We start from the raw sequence: 22,312 nt of genomic DNA, 5'->3' as shown, positions 1-22,312 counted from the left end.
GTGTCACTAGAACCGCAAATTACGATCGAAGAGGAGCTCAAGAAAGCATATCTTGAGTACTCCCTCAGTGTTATTGTCGGCCGTGCTATTCCGGATGCCCGAGATGGTCTTAAACCGGTACACAGACGTATCATGTATGCCCAGCATGAGCTTGGCAACTCATTCAGCCGTGGACATAAAAAATCCGCGCGTATCGTCGGTGACGTTATCGGTAAGTACCACCCGCACGGTGACTCTGCTGTTTACGATGCGTTGGTACGTATGGCTCAGCCGTTTGCAATGCGTGATCCGCTTGTTGACGGTCAGGGTAACTTCGGCTCCATCGACGGTGACGCTGCTGCGGCAATGCGTTACACCGAATCCCGCATGTCCCGTCTTGCCGGCGAGTTCCTGAGCGATATTGAAAAAGAAACTGTTGAGTTTCGTCCTAACTACGATAACACACTGCTTGAACCATCTGTTTTACCTACAAAGGTACCGAACTTATTGTTGAACGGTACTTCCGGTATTGCGGTTGGTATGGCAACAAACATTCCTCCGCATAACCTTGGTGAACTGATTGGCGCGTTATTCATTCTTCTTGAAGATCGCGATGCAAAAGTTTCCCAGTTGATGGAGCATGTAAAAGGCCCGGACTTCCCTACTGGTGGCTTCTGCTACGCAGGGAAAGGGCTTGTTGATGCCTACAACACAGGTCGCGGTACTGTTAAAGTTCGTGGTAAGATGGAAATTGAAGAGCGTAAAAAAGGACTTCAGTCTCTCGTTATTCGTGAGATTCCTTATGCTCTGAACAAATCTTCTCTGGTTGAGAAAATTGCTTCTCTGGTTAACGAGCGTAAGATTGAAGGTATTACAGACCTTCGTGATGAATCTGACCGCAAAGGTATCCGCGTTGTTATTGATTTGAAACGCGGTACAATTCCTGAGATTGTTATTAACTCACTCTACAAGTTTACTCCGCTGGAAACATCCTTCGGTATTAACATGCTTGCAGTTGTGAATAACAAACCGCAGCTTCTTAACCTGCGCACTGCGTTACTTCACTTCCTTGATCACCGTCGCGAAGTTATTATTCGCCGTACCCGTTACGATCTGCGTAAAGCAGAAGCGCGTGCTCATATTCTTGAAGGTCTGCGTATTGCGCTCGATAACATTGATGAAGTTGTTAAGATTATCCGCGCTTCTAAAACTGCTGCGGATGCAAAGCTTTCCTTGAAAGAACGCTTTGAGCTTTCAGATGTTCAGGCACAGGCTATTCTGGATATGCGTCTCCAGCGCCTGACAAACCTTGAGCACGAAAAGCTTCTTGAAGAATACAACGAACTCATCAAACTTATTGAATACCTCACATCTATTCTTGAAAACCGTGAAGTTCTCCGCGGCGTTATTCGCGAAGAACTTGAGTACATCAACGAGCGTTATGCGACACCTCGTCGTACTGCTATTGAGTTTGATGAGCTTGACGGTATTGAGATTGAAGATCTTATTCCTGACGATGATGTTGTAATTACCCTTTCCCGCCGTGGATACATTAAGCGTACTACTCTTGATGTGTACCGCGCTCAGCGTCGTGGCGGTAAAGGTGTTGCAGGTCTCCATACTAGTGACGGTGATTTTGTTCAGGACTTCCTGACAACATCCAACCATCAGCACTTACTGCTCTTCAGTAACAAAGGTCGTATGTTCCAGATGAAAGTTCATCAGGTTGCTGAAGGATCTCGAACCGCTAAAGGTGTGCATATCGCAAACTTGTTGCCGCTCGAAAATAACGAGTGGATTACAACCGCCTTATGCGTTCGTGATTTTGAGCAGGATCGCTACTTCCTCTTTGCTACCAAGAACGGCATGGTTAAACGCTCCAGTGCAGAGCTCTACAAAAAGAGCCGTCGCACCGGCATTATTGCTGTAGGTCTTAAAGAGGCAGACGAACTCATCATGGTTCGTGAGGTTGACGATAACTGCCAGATCGTTCTGACAACAGCTTCCGGTATTGCGATCCGTTTCTCATGCACTGATGTTCGTGCAATGGGACGTTCTGCAACCGGTGTAAAAGGTATTGCACTTAAAGGTGAAGATCAGGTTGTTGCCTGCGTTACCCTGCGTGAAGATACTAATTGCGAAATTATGACTGTTGCTGAAAACGGCTACGGTAAACGTACTCGAATTGACCTGTACAGAATTCAGTCTCGTGGCGGTAAAGGTATCATCAACTTCAAGGTGACACCGAAAACCGGTAAAGTGCTCGGCGCAATTCCGGTACTTCTCGAAGACGAATTGATTCTCCTTACTTCTGATAACAAAGTTATCCGTATGGAAGTGAAAGAGATTCGTTCTGTAGGTCGTGCAACACAGGGTGTACGCCTTGTTAACATGGATAAAGGCGGACATGTTGTCGGCTTTGACCGTGTTGTTGAACAGCAGCAGGACGATCAGGAACAGTAAATGAACCGAAGCGTTCTTTTGCTTCTCGTGATGATTACCATCCTCGTTTCCGGCTGTACGCAGCCGGAAACTGAGGATGTACTTTCTAGAGCACGTAAAGCATTTATTAATAAAGAATACACCGATGCGGAGCAGGGATATCAACGATACCTGCGCGAAAATGACAATGGTGCTGAACGGTGGCGTGTGTGGAACCGGCTTGTTGAAATTTCCGGTACTGTTCGAGGGAATAAGAGCAGAGCTATCGAATTGCTTGATGCCATGCTGTTGGAATATTCCGGAGAGCCGGCACGTTATCGAAAGATTCTTATCAACAAAGGCACTATGTTGATTGAGCTCGGATTATGGTCTGATGCTGTTACTGCATGGTCGCAGTTGTTAAGTGCTCCCGGTGTGTTGATTGAAGAAGAAGCGAATGCGTATGCTAATCTTGGAAAAGCATACCTGATGCGCGGAGAATATGGTCTGGCCGTTGATGCTTTTAAAGACTGTCGCGAGCTTGATTATAATGACGAAACCCATAAACAGCTTTGTATTTATGAACTCGCTCAGGCTTACGCCTACTTAGGGAATCATCTTGAAGCTGAGCAGAATTTGAACGTGTTATTGCAGTATGAGACTGTGGAAGTCACATTGATGGCTCGTGCTAAATTGCTTCTTGCAGATATTTACGAGCAGCAGGAGCAACCTGAAAAGGCAATAGCAATGCTGAAAGAGATTCAGGATACATATCCGAATCCTAGAGTGGTTGAGTTCAGGCTGAAAAATTTACAGAGATAACATAAACCGGAAGGATTATGCTGTTGATGCCTCAAGCGGGCAGAGGGGGAACCCCGTTGTTTATTTGTCGTTACCCGAGACGTTTTCGAGGTCGGGTTGCGCTAAAAACTGCAACGGGGTTCCCCCTCTGCACTCCCTCTTTTTTTTAGCGGGAGAACATGAGGATTTCTATTGCTGAAAAGGCTTATTGCTCGGTAGGTTACGCTGGATAAAAAACGTTCCTTTCCAGCAGGTAAAATAGTGCTTATATACATAATTGGTACGTTTGTTCGGCTTGTTTTTTCCATTGGTTGAGAAAATACGGCTTGGCAGAAAAGTTATCGAGTTTAAATTGTCTTTTTTAAAGACACGGCATACAAGCATTCCGGTTACAAGTAATCGGAAGGAGATATATATGATTTGCGAAGTATTACACTACCCTGACAATCGTCTTGCTGAAAAAAGCAAGCCTGTTGAAGAGATTACAGAAGAGATTAAAGAACTTGCTAAAGCAATGGCTGAAACCATGTACAAAGAAGATGGTGTCGGTCTTGCTGCTCCGCAAGTGGGTTCTTTACATCGTCTCGTTGTTATTGACGTTTCCGGCCCTGAAGTTCGTAATGACCTGATGACACTGGTTAACCCTGTCATCGTTTCTTCAGAAGGGTCTTGTGATTCTGAAGAAGGTTGTCTTTCTGTTCCGGGATACCGCGCCAAGGTAAAACGTTCTGAAACTGTGACTGTAAAAGCACAGGATTTGGACGGCAATGAAGTGACTATTGAAGGTGAAGGCCTTTTGGCTATTTGCTTGCAGCACGAAATTGATCACCTTGATGGCGTTCTTTTCATCGATAAAATCAGCCGTCTTAAACGTTCAATGTACGACAAGAAGGTGAAAAAATGGATGAAACGGTAGGTAAACTTCGCGTCGTTTATATGGGTACCCCTGATTTTGCCGCGACCATTTTGGATCGTGTCTCTCAGTGGGACGGAGCAGAAGTTGTGGGTGTGTACACACAACCGGATCGCCCTTGCGGGCGTGGACAGGTGTGTAAACCTTCTGCGGTAAAAATGCTTGCCCTTGAAAAAGGGTACGACATTTACCAGCCCCTGAATTTTAAAGACGATGCAGACGTAGAAGAGCTTGCAGCGCTTAAACCTGACGTTTTACTTGTTGCTGCCTATGGTCTTATTCTTCCGCAGCGTGTACTTGATATAGCAACACACGGTGCCATTAATGTTCATGCATCCTTGTTGCCTAAATACCGTGGTGCAGCTCCTATTCAGCGTTCAATCATGAATTGTGACCCTGTTACCGGTATTACTATCATGCAGATGGAAAAGGGCTTGGATTCCGGCCCGATTCTCCTTCAGCGTGCTCTTGCTATCGGCATTGATGACACTGCCGGCACGTTACATGATGAGCTTGCTGTTCTTGGTGGTGAGTTGCTTGTTGAAGCATTACAAAAACTTGTTGTCGGTGATTTGCACCCTAAAGTGCAGGATCATGAACGTTCAACACATGCTGCCAAGTTAACAAAAGCCGAAGGTCTGCTCGACTGGAGCAAGACAGCGGTTGAACTTCATGCACATTTACGTGGTATCTCCCCGTGGCCGGGTGGATATTTTGTACTTGAGCGTGCCGGAAAAAAATCTGTGCGTGTCGCAATTGAGCCGGGTACAATCGGCCCTGCACTTGAGGGTGAAGTTGCTCCCGGTACAGTGCTTGGTTTACAGGATGATGCTATCGCTATTGCTACGGCAGATCGTGTTTATCTTGTCCGTAAGCTGCGTCCGGCAAACAAAAAGGTTATGGATGCAAAAGCATTTGCCTGCGGATATCTTGCCCAGTGTGAAGATGCTACTTGTTCCGGTGAAGGGCTTTGCTAATATAAAAGAAAGAACATGCTGTTTCATAAAAAAGATTTAGATAATCCTGAACGGTACTACGGAGCCCGTAAACGCCTCTTTATCGGGCTAATTACGGGCACTTCTATTTTGCTGTGCATTATTTTGCTTGCAGGGTGGATTATTCCGTTCATTGGATTCTCTAATATTCATCCTTCGTTATCGTATATTTTCGGCGTACTTTTCGGCTCTGCAATTTTATTTATCTGCTGGGCAACCCTCGGGTTGGTTTTGCAAATATTGAAAGGGCGGGCAGTGCTCGGCAGTGCTAAAATGCGAGGGATGACTATACGGCTTTTTCTGCCTCTTATGACGATGCTTGCCCGCTTGCTGGGTATTGATAAACGTAGGGTGAGACAATCTTTTATCCGCGTAAATAATGAGCTTGTCCGCTCTGAGAATGGTAAGTTTGAAGCAAGCGATATTTTAATACTTACGCCTCATTGTCTTCAGGCTAGCGACTGTTCGTTACGGCTGTCCTATAATGTCGATAACTGTAAACGCTGCGGTAAGTGTCCTGTAGCTATGTTGCTTAATTTACGTGATCATTACGGTGTAAAATTTGCGATCGCTACAGGCGGTACTATTGCACGGCGTATCGTTGTTAAAGAACGTCCGAAGTTTATTATTGCTGTTGCCTGTGAACGGGATCTTACTTCCGGCATTCAGGATACATATCCACTGCCTGTCTACGGCGTACTTAATGAACGCCCATGCGGCCCGTGTCTTGATACAACGGTTCCGGAACTTTCCATGGAACGTGCGCTTCGCATGTTTATTAAAAATCCAGCTCCACCGTTGCTTTTTGAAGCAGCGTTCGGGCAAGCTGATACTAAGTGTTAACGCACTGTAGATTGATGACAGAAATGCACATAGTTGTCTCAATCTCTTAAAAATGACGTAATCAACAGTCTAAAGTGCTGATGCACTGTTATAGAATTATTGTAAGGAATATACATGGCTAGACGTAAAGATTCAGCATTGCCGCCAGCTCGTTCGGTTGCGCTTGAAGTAATTTCTCAGGTTTTAGACAAAGGGCGCGATGTTCAGGCTGCGTTGGATTATCAGCTTAATAATCAAAAGATTACAGCACAGGATTCTGCACTGTGTACTGAGCTGGTGTATGGCTTTTTACGCTACAAAGGGCGTATTGAGGCTCTTTTAGGATTGTTCCTGAAGGATAGCTCGAAATTGCCTAAAAAAGCCGCAAATGTAATGGGGCTTGCAGCGTATGAAATGCTGTATCTTGACCGTATTCCTGTTTACGCTTCAGTTGACTGGTGTGTTGGGTACGTTAAGAAACGTTTTTCACTTGGACTTGGTAAGCTGACAAACGCAGTGCTTCGTAACCTCGATAGAATGGGTGACAAAGCACACGAGATGGAATCTATTCGTAAAGACGGCATGTCTGACATTGCTCTTCTTGCTGCCTGGCACTCTATGCCTGAATGGATTGTATCCGCGTGGATGGACGCTTACGGAGAAGAGCGCACGCAGGTCTTACTTGCGAATGCTCAAAAGCACGCACCGCTTGGAATTCGCGTGAACCAGACTTTTGAAGCTGGAATGGATTTGGTGAACGAACTCACCAATGATGGAAAAAGCGTTGAGACCATTGGATACGGTGTTATGTATCCTGCCGGATCTCAGCCAGCCGAGCTTAAGACTATGATTAACGATGGTCTTGTTTCCCGTCAGTCCATGGCTTCTCAGGAAGTGCTTCGTGAAGCTTTGCCTGAAACATGGGAAGGTCCTGTATGGGACTGTTGTTGCGGACGTGGTGGCAAAACCTATGCGCTTCTTGAGCAGGATGTTGATGTTGTTTTTGCTTCTGATACTTCCCGTAAGCGTTTGCTGGGAATGCGTGAAGAAGCAGAACGTCTTGCTATGTATCCGCCGGATTCTTTGCAGATGTCTGCTGCAGAGCCGCCGAAAAAAGGATCTCCATTGTTACAGGAGCCGCCTGCAACAATTCTTGCTGATGTTCCTTGTTCTGGTTTCGGAACGCTGTCCCGTCGTCCTGATGTACGTTACCACCGTACAACAGAAGGTATTTCTGACCTCATTGAGGTGCAGAAAGCCATTATGGAAAATACCTATTCTATTCTGAAAGAGGGCGGGCTTCTTGTGTACATGACATGTACCATCAATCCTGATGAGAACGAGAAGCAGGTACAGGCATTCCTTGAACGTCACCCAGAGGTCAAGCTTGAAAAAGAATGGCAGACTCCTGATGACAGTGAGTATGGTGAATATTTCTATGTAGCGTTATTGCGTAAACCATAGGACTGCGCTTATCAGCGGGATGCCTCCGTGTGGCGCCTGTCAGCTGGATGCCTCCGGCGGCTGGGCTGAAACTTTTGAAAAAGTTTCCCCCAGACCCCCTTCAAAACTTTTCAGTTGTGAGGTCTTTCTTTGTTTATGATATCCTCGCGGCTTATGCGCCACTACCTTTGTGAGAATATTAAAGCTGCTTCGTTTATTCGAGGCAGCTTTTTTTGGGTATAAGAAAAGGGTGGAGTAAAAACTCCCCCCTTTTTTTAATCGCTAAAAAGAACGATACCTAAACGGGGTCAAGGGGACGAGTCCCCTTGTGGGGGATGCAAGGGGGTGAAACCCGCCTTGCCCGCCGGAGGCATAATAAATGCGTCGCAAACCCGTCGGAGGCACGTATTCTTTTTTATTACTTCATCTGCTCAGCTACGTGATCCGCGCCAGCCTGAATAGCTTCTGCGTTTTTAGGGATCAGGTGGCTGTAGCGTTCGCTGATAACAGATTTAAGAGAGTCTTTAACCTGCTCAAGTGGAACACAGCCGGTTGCCTGCACGTAAGCACCGAGAGCAACCATGTTAGCCATACGGGTGTTACCGAGTTTATCGGCAATTTCGTTAGCTGGAACAGTGTAGGTTGTTACACGGTCTTCTGCTTTTGCAGCGTCAACGAGGGAGGAGTTCAAGATCTGAATGCCGCCGTCAACGAGTTTAGGCTGGAATTTGTCCAGAGAAGGCTGGTTCATGATGATCAGAGATTTTGGGCTCTGGATGATCGGGGAACCGATGTCTTCTGAAGAAATTACAACGGTGCAGTTTGCTGTACCGCCGCGCATTTCCGGACCGTAAACAGGGATGTAGGTTACTTCTGAACCTGCTTCCATACCTGCGTAGGCGAGCAGGTTACCGATGAGCATAACGCCCTGACCACCGAAACCGGCGATAATAACGTCCTGATACATCTTATTCCTCCCCGTCCTTAGTCACATCTTTGAAAACGCCCAGTGGGAAGTACGGGATCATTTCTTCTTTGATGCGTGTGTTTGCCGCGATTGGATCCATTTTCCAGTTTGTAGGACATGCGGAAAGCATTTCTACAAAGCCGAAGCCTGTACCGTTAACCTGCATTTCGAACGCCTTACGCAGTGCTTTTTTCGCACGGCGGATGTTCTTTACAGAGTCAAGAGATACGCGCTCGCAGTAAGCTGTTCCGCCGAGACCACCGATGATTTCACTCATGCGGATAGCCTGACCGTGCTCTTCTGCACAACGACCGTCAGGGCAGGTGGTAGCTTTCTGGCCTACAAGAGTAGTAGGAGCCATCTGGCCGCCGGTCATGCCGTAAACAGTGTTGTTTACGAATACAACAGAGATTTTTTCACCGCGGTTTGCAGCGTGAACGATTTCTGCAAGGCCGATAGAAGCCAAGTCGCCGTCACCCTGATAGGTGAAAACAAATTTATCTTTATGGGCGCGTTTGAGACCGGTTGCTACCGCAGGAGCACGACCGTGTGGTGCTTCAACTGCGTCTACATCAAGGTAGTTGTAGATAAAAACAGAGCAACCAATGGAGCCTACACACAAGGTGTCGTCCACGAGTCCCATTTCTGTAAGCACTTCACCAACAAGGCGGTGTGCAACGCCGTGATGACAACCCGGGCAGTAATGCGTTGGGCGGTCAATCATGATTTCAGGTGCGTCGAAAACGAGTTTTTCAGACATTCCCTAGTCCTCCAAGTGCTTGATGATAGGTGCGAGGAAGTCATCAGAACCAGGGAGGTCGCCTGGCATGTGACCGTGGAATTCGGAATCTGCAATACCACGTACGGAAAGGCGCACGTCGTCTACCATCTGGCCGCAGTTCTGTTCAATTGTAAGGAAGCGTTTGCCCTGTTTGGCAAGATCGCGAAGGACTTCGGAAGGGAACGGGTACAGGGTAAGAGGACGTACCAGACCAACTTTTTTTCCTTCGGAACGCAGGCGGCGAACTGTAGATTTAACAATACGGCCGATAGAGCCGAATGCTACTACTACGAGCTCTGCATCGTCGCATTCAAAAACGTCTGCGCGTGCTTCTGCCTGCATTGCTTCATACTTAGACTGCAGGTTGCGGTTCTGGCCTGCTAATGCACCGTCTTCAAGGAAGAGGGATTTAAGCAGACGTTTTTCGCGACCTTTTGCACCGTCGATGCACCAGTCTTCTGCACCGTGATTGTCAGCAGCTTTCGGTTCCCAAGGAGTTACAGGCTCTTTCATCTGACCGACGATTGCGTCTGCAAGCACGAGAACAGGGTTGCGGTATTTGAAAGCAAGGTCAAATGCTTCAATCATCATGTCATAGCCTTCCTGACAGGTGCCCGGAGCGAGAACGAGAGTACGGTAGTCACCGTGTCCGCCGCCTCGGGTTGACTGGAAGTAGTCACCCTGTGAAGAGCCGATGTCGCCAAGACCCGGTCCGCCACGGTTAACGTTTACAATAACACCCGGAAGTTCAGAGCCTGCCATGTAGGAAATCGCTTCCTGCATGAGAGAAACACCCGGAGAAGATGAGGTGGTCATTGCACGTGCGCCACCGGCAGCAGCGCCGAGAAGCATGTTGGCAGCTGCAACTTCGGATTCAGCCTGAACGAATTCACCGTTGTTAACGGCAGCCATTTCTGTTGAAAGAAATTCAGGAATATCGTTCTGAGGAGTAATAGGGTAGCCGAAGTAACAAGTACATCCTGCAGCAAGTGCACCGCGGGAAATAGCTTCGTTACCCTTAATGAAAATACGTTTCTTTTCGGACATGGCTACTTCTCCTTTTTCTCTTCGCGGTAAACCTTGATAACAAGGTCAGGACAAATAAGCGCACAGGAAGTACAACCAGTACAGTTTTCCATGTCTTCTTCTTTTACTTCTGCTACTTTGTACCCCTGCTTGTTAAAGCGGGAAGACTGGCAGATAATCTGCTTTGGGCAAACGGTAGAACAGAGCATGCAGCCCTTACACCGTTCTTCGCGGAATTCAACGCGTGCCATGTTTTCACCTCAATTTTATAAGTAAGATCATTTTTGCCGCGTGTCGTAGTGCAACGAACGGCTTATTTATAGAGTGACTTAGACAATTATGTCAAAAGTGGGGGTGTATTACAATACCCATTATAACCATTGTATAATGTTTACAGAATAAACATAGAATCCCCGTAGCTGAATACTCTAAAACCTTTTGAAATTGCCTCTTCGTACCCTGCCAAAACGCGTTTTTTTGAAGCAAACGCGCTGATCATCATAAGGAGTGAAGACTCCGGCAGGTGGAAGTTTGTGATCATATGATCCACGACATTAAACTCGTAGCCCGGATAGATGAAGATATTTGTCCATCCTTTAAACGGAACGAGTCCACCTGCTTCTTTGAATGCGCCTTCCAATACTCGGGAAGACGTTGTGCCTACCGCAATAACAGGGCGACCCTCTGCTTTTGCTTTGGCAATCTGCTGTGCAGTTTTTTCTGATAATTCAATAAATTCTTTATGCATTGAATGTTCACGAATGTCGTCGCATCGTACCGGAGAAAACGTTCCGTACCCGACGTAGAGTGTTACTTCTGCCCATTCAATGCCGTTTTCTGAAAGCTGATTACGCATTTCTTCAGTAAAATGCAGTCCGGCAGTAGGAGCTGCAACTGATCCCAGCTGGCTGTCATCAGCATAGACAGTCTGGTAGCGATCTTTATCCGCTGTGGTGTCCTCACGTTTGATATACGGCGGAAGCGGCAGATGCCCTTGAGCGAGAAAATGGTCTTTTAATTCTCCGCGCCAGTTGATTGTTGCCTGACAGCGTCCGAAGTCTGCTGTTTCCGTCACTTCAACCCACAGATCATCACCAAACTCTGCGACTGTTCCGACCTTTACGCGTTTGGACATGCGCATCAGTCCTTCGACTGAGGCGCTTTTCCACTCGCCGTTTTCCACCGGCTCCACCAAAGGGAGCGGTGTGAGCATCAAAAATTCTACTTTCCCGCCGGAAGGGCGGTTGCCGAAAAGGCGTGCAGGAAGAACTTTTGAATTGTTAATTACGAGTAAAGCGTTTTTTGGAAGGTACTTACCCAGATCTGCAAACATTGCTGCATGGTTCTCGCCGCTTTCTCTATCAATGACAAAAAGACGTGAACTGCCGCGTTTATCAGCAGGATGCTGTGCTATTTGGTCTTCCGGAAGTTCATATGTATATGCTGAAAGCCTGAAATCTTCAGGAATTGTATGTAAATCTTTTTTTGTACAGTGGCTATCGCGTTCCATTATAATAATCCATTCTCTGTTATTTAAGGATGGTGGAAAATTGCGGTTTATCTTGCATTGCGCTATTTATATCTCACGTAACATTATATACATGATGTGCACTTCATGTGCCTACACCTGAACTCTCTAAGACTCAATCATAAAGGAGCGGCCAATGCGAGCCCGATTAGTTTTTTCTGTAGTAGCTCTTTGTGTGATGCTATCCGGTTGTACTCTTTCGAATATGTCTGGCACAGCAGAGCCAACAGGCGGTGCACAAGCGCCTGCTGAATCCCGATTCATGTACTACAACTTCCCTGATGTTCGTGTACCTGTTGAAATGAAAGCTGATGAATCACAGATGTTTGTCCATGGTATGGGACATAAGCAGACTGGCGTTCTGGTTTTCTCCGGAAATGTCGATTTTATGTCTCTTACGAAAGCCATGATCGCAACAATGCAGCAGGACGGATGGGAACTGCGTTTCCAGTTTACCTCTCCGCGTACCTTATTGCTTTTTACCAAACCGACCCGTTTTGCGATTTTGAACATCACAGATACAAGTTCGTTTAATACTGATCTTGAGATTTGGGTTTCCCCTCGTCCTGATCAGGATTCTACGATGATTGAAAAGCCTCTTCCGTTTCTTGATGTGCCAAAATCATCTTCTATGAATACTACTACTCCAAAGCCGAAAAGCACCCCTGCCCCTGTTGCAGATCTTCCGGCAGAAGAAGGATTGGACAGCTAGTGAAATCACATACAGCTTTTACAGGCTTTCTTGGCAAGCGTATGCACCTTGGCATAAGCGGTTCTATTGCCGCTTACAAGGGGTTGGACTTGCTGAGAATGTTTAAAGACAGCGGTGCAGATGTTGGAGTAACTCTCACTGATTCTGCACAAAAGTTTATTACTCCGTTAAGTTTTGAAGCACTTGGTGCATCACCTGTTTTTTCGAAAATGTATCCTGTCGGTGATGACGTTTTCGGACATCTTATGCCGGGTGAGGCGTGTCATGCTTTTGTAATTGCTCCTGCCTCAGCAACCACGCTTGCGCGTCTTGCTAACGGTTTGGCAGACGACATGTTGTCTTGTCAGGCTTTGGCGTTTCCAGAAAAACTGGTAATTGCTCCGGCAATGAATCCGCGTATGTGGCACAATGCTGCTACTCAGGAGAATGTTGAAAAACTCCGTCAGCGTGGGCACGTTATTGTTGAGCCGGGATGCGGGCGTACTGCCTGCATGGAAGAAGGGCAGGGACGTCTTGCCTGTGTTGACGATATTTATTTGCACGGTCTGCGTGCTTTGTCACCACAGGATATGGCAGGGCAGACAGTTATGATCACATTAGGACCTACTCGTGAGAAGTGGGACGGTGTGCGTTTCTGGTCTAACCCATCATCCGGAACCATGGGCGCATCCTTTGCTATTGCCGCCTGGCTTCGCGGAGCGGATGTTCATGCCATTTGTGGTGCGGGAGCTCCTTGGCTTCCTTCTGCAATTCATAGGCATGATGTTACAAGCGCTGCTGAAATGTACCAGACCGCTGATTCGTTATGGAATGACATGAGTATTGGTGTGTTCACTGCGGCTGTCGCTGACTATACTCCGGTTCCTTTTGGTGATTCCAAGTTTAAAAAGGGTGGAGATGATCTCACTGTTTCCTTTACACGGACGGTAGATATTCTTAAGACCCTTGGAAACGCAAAGCGTGATGACCAGCGTGTAATCGGATTTGCAGCAGAGACTGATAATATTCATGAGAATGTGAAAAAGAAACTTGCTGCAAAAAATGCTGATATTGTTGTTGGTAACAATGTCGCAAAGAGCGGTTCCGGATTCGGGACTGCGACTAATGAAGTGTGTATTGTAGACCGTAACGGCAGGCAGGAGGATTGGCCTTTGGCTCCGAAGCCTGAAGTTGCATGGAGAGTGTTTGATTGGCTACTTCAACTGTAGTTCTTAGTGAGCAGATACGTCCTTGGCATAATGCCGGACTCCGCTTTCTTTTTGATGAAGATGGTTCCCTTGCACAGGCAATGGCTGAGGCACAAACTGCACAGTCTGTTCCTGTAGCTCAGGAAAGTCCTTCATCTACAGTTGCGTCTATGCCGCATCAGGCTTCACATACCGATCACGCACCGCAATATTCTCAGCAAAATAGACCGGCATCACAGCCTCAACAGAGATCTTCACAAACTCCTCAGGCTAGACCACCTCGTGGGCAGCAACAGGAACAGCGTCCAAATGCTGTTCCCCCTAGAGCTATGCCGTCGCTTGTTATTCATCCGACCAACAAGCCGCCGGAGGAGTGGCCGCAGCAGTGGCAGGGATATTGGAATAAAGTCCAAATTCCCAGCCCTGTGGTCTGGACATATTGGTCTCTTGGGGACGATCTTTCAGGACATGCAGACCCGAAACGTCGGGATGTATTGAAACGGTTGATCAGCAGTTTAAACTTACCACGCGGCACCAGTTCATTTTGGCCTGTTGCTTCCAGTGGTGACACTCCTGATTCGCTGACAGCGGCTCCTGAGATTTATCTTGCCGGCTTGAGGCGCTTGCGTCCTCGATATAGCGTCGTGTTTGGATCTAAGGCATTAAAAAGTTTTATGCCTGATTCCAAGTTACGCCCGTATCTGTTTACACAGTTTTTAGGGCACCGGTTGATTGCGTTGCCGGATGTAGATTATCTGGTGAAATCACCAAACATGCTAGCGCCGGTCATTGCATATTTGAGAACTGCTATTCGACTTTCTCGTTAGAGAGTTGGTTGAATTTTTATTACAAGAAAAAAGACTGTCTGTTTTTTACAGGCAGTCTTTTTTTATGTTTCACGTGAAGCTTTGGTGTATGTGAAAATACAATTTATTTTTTGTTCATACTGGTGTTATCTCTTAAATGATTCTATTGTTGGAATACTTTTTAGGAATTATTCCTTTTTAGCTCCTTATTAGGGGGTCAAAATGAGCCATTTGCGTTTTATTGCCATTATTAGCCTGTTTGCGGCATTTTTTGTATTTTTCCAAGCAAACACCTTACCAGCTGAAGAAAAAACGCCCATAGAAGCCTCTGAAAATGGACAAAATTCTTCAGTTAAAATTCTACAGTATACAATTGATGGAGGGATTGGCCCTGCACAGGCGGAGTTAACTGAAAGTGTTTTGCGGCAGGCTGGGAGTATTGGTGCTCAGTTTGTTGTTATGCAGTTAGATACTCCCGGTGGATTAGTTTCATCCATGCGTGAAATTGTGAAGAGCATGCTTAATTCTCCTATTCCTGTTTTTGTATGGGTTGGGCCGAGAGGGGCACGCGCTGCAAGTGCTGGTGTATTTATAGTAGCTGCTTCAACGTTTGCGGGTATGGCTCCGCAGACAACAATGGGGGCTGCTTCACCTGTTGATGCAGGTGGTGAAAATATTGATTCCACTATGAGCAAGAAAGTTATCAACGACCTTGTTAGTCTGGTTCGAACAGTTGCAGCGAGACAGGATAGAAATTTAAACTGGTATGAAGATGCGGTTCGTAACAGCACAACAATTACAAGTGAGCGCGCTGCCACGGCGCGGGTTGTTGAAGTTGTTGCTCCTTCCATTGAAGATTTTTTAGTTCAGGCTGGAACGCATGGAATTAAAACACAAAGTGGTCTTGTCCACTTTGAAGCCAGTCAGCTTGAAATTATTCAATATAAAGAAACCTTCCGTTATAGTGTGCTCTCATGGCTTATTGATCCGCAGATAGCGTACCTGCTTCTTCTTGCCGGTGTTGCTTGTCTGTTTATTGAATTTACTCATGCCGGTGCCATGATTCCCGGAATCTTAGGAGCATTTTCGTTACTGCTCGGGCTGTATGCCATGTCTATCCTTCCTACAAATATTGCAGGTCTGCTGCTTATTCTTTTCAGCTTAGTTTTGTTTGCTCTTGAAATTAAAGTAACAAGCTATGGCTTATTATCTATTGGCGGTGTTGCTGCTCTTTTAATAGGTTCATTGATCTTATTCCCAGAAGAGGGGGGGCACATGGCGCTTCCTATTTCTCTTATTTTAGGAACAACAGGATCAATTGCAGTCATTATGGGTGGTACCGCGTATCTTGCAGCCAAAGCATTGCGTAAGCGACCGGCCAGCGGATTGGGGACAATGATTGGTGAAAAGGCTGAGGTTGCGTCATGGAAGGGCACGAAAGGAAAGGTTTTTGCCTATGGGACGTTATGGTCTGCAACTGTAGATATTGAAAAGTATCCTGAGGGAATAGAGTTGGAAAATGGTTCGAGTGTTGTTGTTAAGGCTGTTGATGGGCTTACGGTAACAATCGATGTTGAATAAAACGATAGAGGCAGTGGAGTATTTGTTCTGCATCTAGCGTAGAGTATTGGACACTAGACGAACGTAACTGCAGCAAAGCAGAGAGTAGGAGAAATTATGTATTCTATTTCAGCAATATTAGGTGTCGTTGTCGTCTTTTTGGTACTTTCTATCCGTGTTATGAATGAGTATGAGCGTGCCGTCGTTTTTCGACTCGGTCGTGTTCTGCATTCTAAAGGACCGGGGCTTATCATCCTCATTCCTGTTATAGACCGGATGATTCGGGTTTCTATGCGTGTATTAACACTGGATGTTCCTTCACAGGACGTGATCACTCGAGATAACGTATCTGTACAGGTGAGTGCAGTTGTATATTTCAAGGTTGTTGAGCCGACTAAGTCGATCATTGAAGTTGAAGATTTTCTTTTTGCGACATCTCAGTTAGCACAAACGACATTACGTAGTGTTTGTGGTGGAGCAGAGCTTGATGAACTTCTTGCTCATCGTGAAAAGATGAATATGCAGATTCAAGATTTGTTAGATAAACAAACCGCCCCTTGGGGGATTAAGGTTAATTCAGTAGAACTGAAGCATATTGACCTTCCTCAGGAAATGCAGCGCGCAATGGCTAAACAGGCAGAAGCAGAACGTGAACGCCGTGCGAAAGTTATTAACGCCGAAGGTGAATATCAGGCTGCAACTAAATTATCTGAAGCAGCAGAAATTATTGCCCGTCATCCTCAAGCATTGCAGTTACGCTATCTGCAAACTATGCAGGAAATGTCCAGCAATGCCGGAGCAACACTCATTCCAATACCACTAGACATTGTTACTAAACTCATGCCACAAAAAGGCGTTGAATCAACAGACGATAATTAATTCCGAACCCACGGATGACAAACCGGCGGCTCGGATTACATACACATCACTGCATCTTTAGGAGCTATTGAATGCATATTCTTGTAACTGGAGCTGCCGGTTTTATCGGCTCAGCACTTTCCCAGCGTTTCTTAGCTGCAGGTCACACTGTAGTTGGTCTTGATAACCTGAACGACTATTACAGTGTTCAATTGAAAAAAGACCGCCTTGCCCCCCTTCTTAAAAATTCTGATTTTCGCCATGCCGAAATTGACTTAGCTGATCGTGTTGCTATGCGTGAGTTGTTTGCAAAAGAACAATTCACACACGTAGTAAACCTTGCAGGGCAGGCAGGCGTTCGTTACTCCATCGAAAATCCAGATTCATATGTTGATGCGAACCTTGTTGGTTTCGGTAATATCCTCGAAGGATGTCGTCATAACGGTGTGAAGCATCTTGTGTACGCTTCTTCCAGTTCTGTTTACGGTCTCAACACGAATATGCCTTTTGATACCCACAAGGCTGTAAACCATCCTGTAAGTTTGTACGCAGCGAGCAAGAAAGCAAACGAACTGATGGCACACACGTACAGCCATCTTTACGGGTTACCGACAACAGGGTTACGTTTCTTTACTGTGTACGGCCCTTGGGGACGTCCTGATATGGCGTTGTTCCTGTTTACCAAAGCAATCCTTGAAGGCAAGCCTATCAATGTGTTCAATCATGGAAAAATGAAGCGTGACTTCACCTACATTGATGACATTGTTGAGGGGGTAGTGCGTGTGACCAATAAAACTCCGGAACCAAATCCTGAGTGGGATAGCAATAATCCGGATCCGGCATCCAGTTCTGCGCCATACCGTGTGTACAATATTGGTAACAACAATAGTGTTGAGCTTGGACGCTTTATCGAAGTTCTTGAAGAAAAGCTTGGCCAGAAAGCAGTTAAAAATATGATGGAGATGCAGCCAGGTGATGTTGAAGCGACATATGCGAATGTTGACGATTTGATGAACGATGTAGGATTCAGACCTGATACCTCAATCGAAAAAGGCATTGGTGCTTTTGTTGATTGGTATCGTGGGTACTACAACGTGTAATTTTTCGTTTCACGTGAAACATCAAAGGCAGCTTATCAACGGATAAGCTGCCTTTTTTTGAGTAAAGGATCTTTTCGGTTAAAAAAAGATGGGTGTGTGTTTCACATGAAACATAAAAAAGTTTAAATAAATTTTCTAATTAGTTTACGGTCGGGATTCTTGTATAACGGGGGAATGAGGTCTCTTTATCTGTTTAGTAAACTTTTCTCAGTGTTGACATAAACATAATAATTTAACTAGCAATGGAAAAGTTACTACGCAAAGTTGTATTTCGAGAGGGTGGGACTGGAGTTTTTTTCGTAGTTTCACGTGAAACATCAGGAAAAATACTCCTACTTCAACTGTACAAGAGAGGTTCATGTGGCACGGATTATTGCTGTAGCTAACCAAAAAGGTGGGGTAGGAAAAACTACTTCATCTGTAAACTTGGCAGCGTCTTTGGCTGTGATGGAAAAGCGGGTATTACTCGTTGACTGTGATCCACAAGCAAACGCGACAAGTGGTATCGGCCTTGATGTAGAGAGTTTGTCCAGCAATTTATACCGTACCTTTTTTAGTCCGGAAAAAGCGCTGCATGCCATTTACCCTACCAGAACACCATATCTTTCCGTACTTCCTGCATCCACTGATCTCGTAGCGGTTGAACTTGAACTTGTTGATAAAATGGGACGCGAGTATTACCTGCAAGATGTTCTTAACAACGTTGCTTCAAGATTTGACTACATTATTATAGATTGTCCACCGTCTTTGGGACTTATTACGTTGAATGCTTTGTGTGCTGCCCATGAGGTGCTGATTCCGCTTCAATGTGAGTTTTATGCTCTTGAGGGGATTGTTAAACTTTTGCAAACTTATGAGCAGGTAAAAAAACGGCTCAATACAAATCTTTCTTTACTAGGTGTTGTGCTCACTATGTTTGACACAAGGAACAAGCTTTCAACACAAGTTAAAAGTGAAGTTGAGCGTTGTTTCCCTGAGCATGTTTTTAAGACAATTATTCCTCGAAATGTACGTTTATCTGAAGCACCAAGTTATGGAAAATCTATCATTCATTATGATATAAAATCAAAAGGCGCAGCTGCATATCTTGCTCTTGCTAAAGAAGTAGCAATGAGAAATGCCTCTGCGCCTGTGAAGTCTTAAAAGAGTAATATTCTATTCGGGGAAGATGCATTCCGGTTCACAAGATTCACCGGAAGCAGATGTTGCTTCAAAGCATATATGGTCTTTAAAATGCTTTTTACGAACGGTTCCCCCGCATTTTTCACAGTGGAAAACAAGCAGGCCGCTGAGTGAAGCATTGGTTAAGTAAAATTTTCTTGGAGAATCTGTTTCCCAATTTTCAGATTCTTCACCACATGCTTTACAGGTAACTTTAGGATTGAATGGGTATTTAAAATCCCAGTAATCCTTGAACATCTGCCAGTCTTCAATAGGTTCTTGATGAATCTCAGAAGCAGGTTTTTCCTGAGCCTGATCAAGAATCTCTGATATTTTTTTTCCAGCTTTTTTCCAGATTTCTGGACTAAGCAGTACACCGTGTAAGTTGCCTTCACGGTCGTATAGCCGCTTAACATGGTTTTCATATTCGGACATTTCAGCCTCCATATAACGTGCCGATTGTTTAAGAGTGTGAATGTCCAAGAGTCGTTTTGAATAGATTTATTGTCAAGGAGATATATATGGCCGGCGCACAAAGAGGGCTTGGTAGAGGACTAGACGCACTGTTTAAAAATACCGAACCGGAAGCAGAGCAGGAGAGTCCTAACATGCTTCCATTGCGACTTCTTCAAGCGAATCCGAATCAGCCGCGTAAGCAGTTTGACGATGAGGCGTTGGAAGAGCTTGCAGCCTCGATTCGTGAAAAAGGTGTGCTTCAGCCGCTACTTGTCCGCCCTCAGGTTGTTGGTGGAGAAAATATATATGAAATTGTAGCTGGAGAGCGACGTTTCAGAGCCAGTCAGCTTGCAGGTATCCGTGAGGTTCCGGTGGTTATCCGTGAACTTGATGACATGGAAACCTTGGCCATTGCTCTGATAGAAAATTTACAGCGTGAAGATTTAACAGCACTTGAAGAAGCTAAGGGGCTTCAGGAATTAAAAGATCAGTTTAATCTTTCACAGGAAGAGTTGGCCAAACAGGTTGGTAAAAGCCGTTCAGCCATTGCAAACACATTGCGTCTTCTTCAGCTTCCGGCTATGGCACAAGACGCATTGTCAACGGGAACCATTACAGCAGGGCATGCACGTGCCATTCTTTCCGTTGATGAAATTGCCCGAATTGATTTTCTCGGTATAATAGTCTCCCAGATGCTTACTGTCCGTGAGGCGGAAGCATTGGCAGCTTCCTGGAAACAGCACAAAAGTTTTGTGGCTCCGGAAGAGGCAAAAAAAGACAGTGCAAAAGTTGAAAAACCGGAAGCACTTAAAGAATTTCAAACTCGTTTGAGCACGCTTTTTTCAAGTAAAGTCACGATGACAGGGACTGAGAAAAAAGGAAAAGTAACCCTCAGCTACAGCACTGAGGAAGAGCTTCATGAACTGCTCACTAAATTAGGATTAGAACAGGCAGGATAACCGCGTATCATAAGCTTTTTTAAGCTGATATATAAAGTGATACGGGAGTATTCTGAGGATAACATTATATATGGTAAATAAAGATACACTCGCAGGACGCGTTGACAGCTTTGCAGGATCTAAAGTTCTCATCATCGGTGATATTATGGTTGATGAGTATTTGATGGGGAGTGCTGATCGTATTTCTCCTGAAGCGCCTGTTCCTGTTGTTCATGTCAGCAGTGACCGCCACGTTCTAGGCGGGGCTGGAAACGTTGCTAAAAACGTTCGTACGTTAGGCGGCGCACCCAAAATTATTACAGTCTCCGGTGCGGGGATGGGGTCAGACCTTTTGAATGCCTTGTTGGATTCGGAGGGAATTGATCATGATATTTTGCAGATCGGTACACGCAAGACAACACGCAAGACACGCATTCTTGCCAGTAATCAGCAAATGATCCGCATTGACCGTGAAGATACTTCTACCATCTGCGGTGAAGATCTAGATAACTTGATGGCTCGTGTAGAACGTTGCATTGGTGATTATGAAGTTGTTATTGTTTCTGATTACGGGAAGGGAATTGTAAGTAAGGAGTTTATGAATAGATTGAGTTTCCTTTGTGATGCTCAGGAAAATCGACCTAAAATCTTTGTTGATCCAAAGACTCCAAACTTTGAGTTATACCAAAACGTATTTATCCTTACACCAAACTCCAAGGAAACCAGCGAAGGTGCCAAGCTTCCGGTTGGCAGTCGTGAAGAGATTCTTGAAGCAGGACGTGAGATTTTTCGTTTGCTTGGTTGTGATAAGTTACTCACAACTCTTGGTCCTCTCGGAATGGCTCTTTTCGATGATGAAGAGACGGTCTGGCATGTTCCTACAATGGCGCAGGAAGTTTTTGATGTTACCGGCGCAGGAGATACTGTTATAGCAACAGCTGCTTTGGCTGTAGCATCTGGTTGTTCCCTTGTTGATTCTTGTGTTCTTGCAAACTACGCGGCAGGCGTTGTTGTCGGTCATGTTGGTGCAGCGTCTGTTACTCCTGAACAGTTAGTAGAGACCATTCATACGTTACCACTTCCACCAGTTGAAAAATGGACTTAGCTGATGGTTAGGTGTAGAACTATTCTGGAACGTTAGTTTAGGGATATGTTTTATACCGTAAGTTGTATTGCAACAATCATCACGGTTCATCATAATAAGCATATAAAAAGCCCAGAGACTGTTCTCTGGGCTTTTTTTGGTATAGCGCATGAGCATGAAAAGAACTCCATTAGTACGAACACTGCTATTTTGTATTTGCTTTTTCTTGGTTACTGGATGTGCATCTATGTCCAAATTAAAGAACTATAGTGCGAATGAGCTTTATAGAGGCTATTTGGCAAAAGACGAAGTTGTGTTGTCGCTGGATGGAAAGATTGTTCATGTTGAAGGAACAATTACTCGGATAGACCAAAGCAAGCTGAATGACATGTTTATTGAGCTTAATTCTAGGGTAATTGTGTTGCTTCAACAGGACGAAATAAAAAAAATTGCTCGAATAGGTCTTGAAAATGGTGATGTTGTAAGAGTTGTAGGGAATTTTGAGGGTGAAGGTGTTCTTTCAAAATGGCTTACCAATGCGAACAACCGTGTTTTAGTTATAGAAAATGGACAGATCATAGATAAAGACTGCTGGTATGATCTGAAAAATTTTGAAAATCCTTTATTTTTTTAATGCATAAAGGTGTTGTAAAAACAGATATTTAGTTTATTTTAGTCAGTTTTTTTGAAGAAAGAATCAAAAAAGTTTTAAAAACTTGTTGACGGAGAGGGCTGGTTTGCATAGAACGTCTCTCGCTGCAACGGAGCAGCCCA

General features: G+C 45.2%; 22 protein-coding genes. 16 read left to right on the top strand and 6 right to left on the bottom strand.

The genetic code is table 11. The features are described from left to right. The 6 genes from gyrA (at position 1) to QZY95_RS16055 (ending at position 7,395) form a co-directional block, all read left to right on the top strand. Positions 1-2,442 carry a DNA gyrase subunit A gene (gyrA, locus tag QZY95_RS16080; protein ID WP_290925421.1) on the top strand — a complete coding sequence of 814 codons (2,442 nt, stop codon included), beginning with the start codon at positions 1-3 and terminating at the stop codon, positions 2,440-2,442. Next, positions 2,443-3,222, top strand: coding sequence for a tetratricopeptide repeat protein (locus QZY95_RS16075; protein ID WP_290925419.1), 780 nt, complete (start codon positions 2,443-2,445; stop codon positions 3,220-3,222). Between the two features lie 394 nt (positions 3,223-3,616). Then, positions 3,617-4,117: a peptide deformylase gene (gene def / locus QZY95_RS16070; RefSeq protein WP_290925417.1), complete on the top strand. Its 501-nt coding sequence runs from the start codon at positions 3,617-3,619 to the stop codon at positions 4,115-4,117. After that, positions 4,102-5,091 carry a methionyl-tRNA formyltransferase gene (fmt, locus tag QZY95_RS16065; protein WP_290925415.1) on the top strand — a complete coding sequence of 330 codons (990 nt, stop codon included), beginning with the start codon at positions 4,102-4,104 and terminating at the stop codon, positions 5,089-5,091. Before def ends, fmt begins: the two co-directional genes overlap by 16 nt. Before the next feature lie 15 nt (positions 5,092-5,106). Then, positions 5,107-5,952, top strand: coding sequence for a DUF116 domain-containing protein (locus QZY95_RS16060; protein ID WP_290925413.1), 846 nt, complete (start codon positions 5,107-5,109; stop codon positions 5,950-5,952). Between the two features lie 114 nt (positions 5,953-6,066). After that, positions 6,067-7,395: a transcription antitermination factor NusB gene (locus tag QZY95_RS16055; RefSeq protein ID WP_290925411.1), complete on the top strand. Its 1,329-nt coding sequence runs from the start codon at positions 6,067-6,069 to the stop codon at positions 7,393-7,395. A gap of 397 nt (positions 7,396-7,792) precedes the next feature. On the opposite strand, the gene QZY95_RS16050 is transcribed toward QZY95_RS16055, so the two are convergent. The 5 genes from QZY95_RS16050 to queA all read right to left on the bottom strand — a co-directional run bounded on the left by QZY95_RS16050 (position 7,793) and on the right by queA (position 11,658). Beyond that, positions 7,793-8,341, bottom strand: coding sequence for a 2-oxoacid:acceptor oxidoreductase family protein (locus QZY95_RS16050; RefSeq protein ID WP_290925409.1), 549 nt, complete (start codon positions 8,339-8,341; stop codon positions 7,793-7,795). A gap of 1 nt (position 8,342) precedes the next feature. Then, positions 8,343-9,101 (bottom strand): thiamine pyrophosphate-dependent enzyme, encoded by a 759-nt coding sequence (locus QZY95_RS16045; RefSeq protein ID WP_290925407.1) that lies wholly within the window; start codon positions 9,099-9,101, stop codon positions 8,343-8,345. 3 nt (positions 9,102-9,104) lie between these two features. After that, on the bottom strand, positions 9,105-10,169 hold the full coding sequence (locus tag QZY95_RS16040) for a 3-methyl-2-oxobutanoate dehydrogenase subunit VorB (protein WP_290925405.1): 1,065 nt from the start codon (positions 10,167-10,169) through the stop codon (positions 9,105-9,107). Positions 10,170-10,171: 2 nt separating this feature from the next. Further along, positions 10,172-10,399, bottom strand: coding sequence for a 4Fe-4S binding protein (locus QZY95_RS16035; RefSeq protein WP_290925403.1), 228 nt, complete (start codon positions 10,397-10,399; stop codon positions 10,172-10,174). A 140-nt stretch (positions 10,400-10,539) separates the two neighbouring features. Further along, positions 10,540-11,658, bottom strand: a complete 1,119-nt coding sequence (queA, locus tag QZY95_RS16030) for a tRNA preQ1(34) S-adenosylmethionine ribosyltransferase-isomerase QueA (protein WP_290925402.1) — start codon at positions 11,656-11,658, stop codon at positions 10,540-10,542. A gap of 154 nt (positions 11,659-11,812) precedes the next feature. Between queA and QZY95_RS16025 the strand changes: the two genes are divergently transcribed. The 7 genes from QZY95_RS16025 to QZY95_RS15995 all read left to right on the top strand — a co-directional run bounded on the left by QZY95_RS16025 (position 11,813) and on the right by QZY95_RS15995 (position 19,042). After that, positions 11,813-12,388 carry a hypothetical protein gene (locus QZY95_RS16025; protein ID WP_290925400.1) on the top strand — a complete coding sequence of 192 codons (576 nt, stop codon included), beginning with the start codon at positions 11,813-11,815 and terminating at the stop codon, positions 12,386-12,388. Next, complete coding sequence (gene coaBC / locus QZY95_RS16020; protein ID WP_290925398.1) at positions 12,388-13,596, top strand: bifunctional phosphopantothenoylcysteine decarboxylase/phosphopantothenate--cysteine ligase CoaBC; 1,209 nt, start codon at positions 12,388-12,390, stop codon at positions 13,594-13,596. The genes QZY95_RS16025 and coaBC overlap by 1 nt, the downstream gene beginning before the upstream one ends. Beyond that, positions 13,578-14,402: a hypothetical protein gene (locus QZY95_RS16015; RefSeq protein ID WP_290925396.1), complete on the top strand. Its 825-nt coding sequence runs from the start codon at positions 13,578-13,580 to the stop codon at positions 14,400-14,402. The genes coaBC and QZY95_RS16015 overlap by 19 nt, the downstream gene beginning before the upstream one ends. A gap of 201 nt (positions 14,403-14,603) precedes the next feature. Next, positions 14,604-15,962, top strand: a complete 1,359-nt coding sequence (locus QZY95_RS16010) for a nodulation protein NfeD (RefSeq protein ID WP_290925394.1) — start codon at positions 14,604-14,606, stop codon at positions 15,960-15,962. A gap of 96 nt (positions 15,963-16,058) precedes the next feature. Beyond that, positions 16,059-16,820 (top strand): slipin family protein, encoded by a 762-nt coding sequence (locus tag QZY95_RS16005; protein WP_290925392.1) that lies wholly within the window; start codon positions 16,059-16,061, stop codon positions 16,818-16,820. Between the two features lie 71 nt (positions 16,821-16,891). After that, positions 16,892-17,899: an NAD-dependent epimerase gene (locus QZY95_RS16000; RefSeq protein WP_290925390.1), complete on the top strand. Its 1,008-nt coding sequence runs from the start codon at positions 16,892-16,894 to the stop codon at positions 17,897-17,899. Between the two features lie 360 nt (positions 17,900-18,259). Next, entirely contained in the window at positions 18,260-19,042 is a 783-nt protein-coding gene (locus QZY95_RS15995; RefSeq protein WP_290925388.1) for a ParA family protein, read from the top strand. 12 nt (positions 19,043-19,054) lie between these two features. Here the strand turns inward: QZY95_RS15995 and QZY95_RS15990 are convergent, their stop codons facing one another. Further along, the gene (locus tag QZY95_RS15990) at positions 19,055-19,495 is read right to left on the bottom strand and encodes a hypothetical protein (RefSeq protein ID WP_290925386.1); all 441 of its coding nucleotides are present in this window, start codon (positions 19,493-19,495) and stop codon (positions 19,055-19,057) included. Between the two features lie 86 nt (positions 19,496-19,581). Between QZY95_RS15990 and QZY95_RS15985 the strand changes: the two genes are divergently transcribed. The 3 genes from QZY95_RS15985 (at position 19,582) to QZY95_RS15975 (ending at position 22,172) form a co-directional block, all read left to right on the top strand. Next, positions 19,582-20,475 (top strand): ParB/RepB/Spo0J family partition protein, encoded by an 894-nt coding sequence (locus QZY95_RS15985; protein ID WP_290925384.1) that lies wholly within the window; start codon positions 19,582-19,584, stop codon positions 20,473-20,475. Between the two features lie 70 nt (positions 20,476-20,545). Next, positions 20,546-21,559 (top strand): bifunctional ADP-heptose synthase, encoded by a 1,014-nt coding sequence (locus tag QZY95_RS15980; RefSeq protein WP_290925382.1) that lies wholly within the window; start codon positions 20,546-20,548, stop codon positions 21,557-21,559. Positions 21,560-21,785: 226 nt separating this feature from the next. Further along, positions 21,786-22,172: a hypothetical protein gene (locus tag QZY95_RS15975; RefSeq protein WP_290925380.1), complete on the top strand. Its 387-nt coding sequence runs from the start codon at positions 21,786-21,788 to the stop codon at positions 22,170-22,172. Positions 22,173-22,312: the final 140 nt, after the last annotated feature.

Source organism: Halodesulfovibrio sp. (assembly GCF_015482765.1).
In the GTDB taxonomy this organism is placed as follows: Bacteria; Desulfobacterota; Desulfovibrionia; order Desulfovibrionales; family Desulfovibrionaceae; genus Halodesulfovibrio.
Note: the sequence above shows the minus strand (reverse complement) of the source record. Positions and strands in the feature narration are given on the sequence as shown.

Excerpts from the sequence above, each read along its gene's own strand:
- def (WP_290925417.1), top strand. The coding sequence starts at position 3,617 with ATGATTTGCGAAGTATTACACTACCCTGACAATCGTCTTGCTGAAAAA.
- QZY95_RS16005 (WP_290925392.1), top strand. The coding sequence starts at position 16,059 with ATGTATTCTATTTCAGCAATATTAGGTGTCGTTGTCGTCTTTTTGGTA.
- fmt (WP_290925415.1), top strand. The coding sequence starts at position 4,102 with ATGGATGAAACGGTAGGTAAACTTCGCGTCGTTTATATGGGTACCCCT.
- QZY95_RS15985 (WP_290925384.1), top strand. The coding sequence starts at position 19,582 with ATGGCCGGCGCACAAAGAGGGCTTGGTAGAGGACTAGACGCACTGTTT.
- QZY95_RS15990 (WP_290925386.1), bottom strand. The coding sequence starts at position 19,495 with ATGTCCGAATATGAAAACCATGTTAAGCGGCTATACGACCGTGAAGGC.
- QZY95_RS16010 (WP_290925394.1), top strand. The coding sequence starts at position 14,604 with ATGAGCCATTTGCGTTTTATTGCCATTATTAGCCTGTTTGCGGCATTT.
- QZY95_RS16040 (WP_290925405.1), bottom strand. The coding sequence starts at position 10,169 with ATGTCCGAAAAGAAACGTATTTTCATTAAGGGTAACGAAGCTATTTCC.
- QZY95_RS16075 (WP_290925419.1), top strand. The coding sequence starts at position 2,443 with ATGAACCGAAGCGTTCTTTTGCTTCTCGTGATGATTACCATCCTCGTT.
- QZY95_RS15980 (WP_290925382.1), top strand. The coding sequence starts at position 20,546 with ATGGTAAATAAAGATACACTCGCAGGACGCGTTGACAGCTTTGCAGGA.
- QZY95_RS16055 (WP_290925411.1), top strand. The coding sequence starts at position 6,067 with ATGGCTAGACGTAAAGATTCAGCATTGCCGCCAGCTCGTTCGGTTGCG.
- QZY95_RS16045 (WP_290925407.1), bottom strand. The coding sequence starts at position 9,101 with ATGTCTGAAAAACTCGTTTTCGACGCACCTGAAATCATGATTGACCGC.
- QZY95_RS15975 (WP_290925380.1), top strand. The coding sequence starts at position 21,786 with ATGTCCAAATTAAAGAACTATAGTGCGAATGAGCTTTATAGAGGCTAT.
- QZY95_RS16000 (WP_290925390.1), top strand. The coding sequence starts at position 16,892 with ATGCATATTCTTGTAACTGGAGCTGCCGGTTTTATCGGCTCAGCACTT.
- queA (WP_290925402.1), bottom strand. The coding sequence starts at position 11,658 with ATGGAACGCGATAGCCACTGTACAAAAAAAGATTTACATACAATTCCT.
- QZY95_RS16035 (WP_290925403.1), bottom strand. The coding sequence starts at position 10,399 with ATGGCACGCGTTGAATTCCGCGAAGAACGGTGTAAGGGCTGCATGCTC.
- QZY95_RS16060 (WP_290925413.1), top strand. The coding sequence starts at position 5,107 with ATGCTGTTTCATAAAAAAGATTTAGATAATCCTGAACGGTACTACGGA.
- QZY95_RS16025 (WP_290925400.1), top strand. The coding sequence starts at position 11,813 with ATGCGAGCCCGATTAGTTTTTTCTGTAGTAGCTCTTTGTGTGATGCTA.
- QZY95_RS16050 (WP_290925409.1), bottom strand. The coding sequence starts at position 8,341 with ATGTATCAGGACGTTATTATCGCCGGTTTCGGTGGTCAGGGCGTTATG.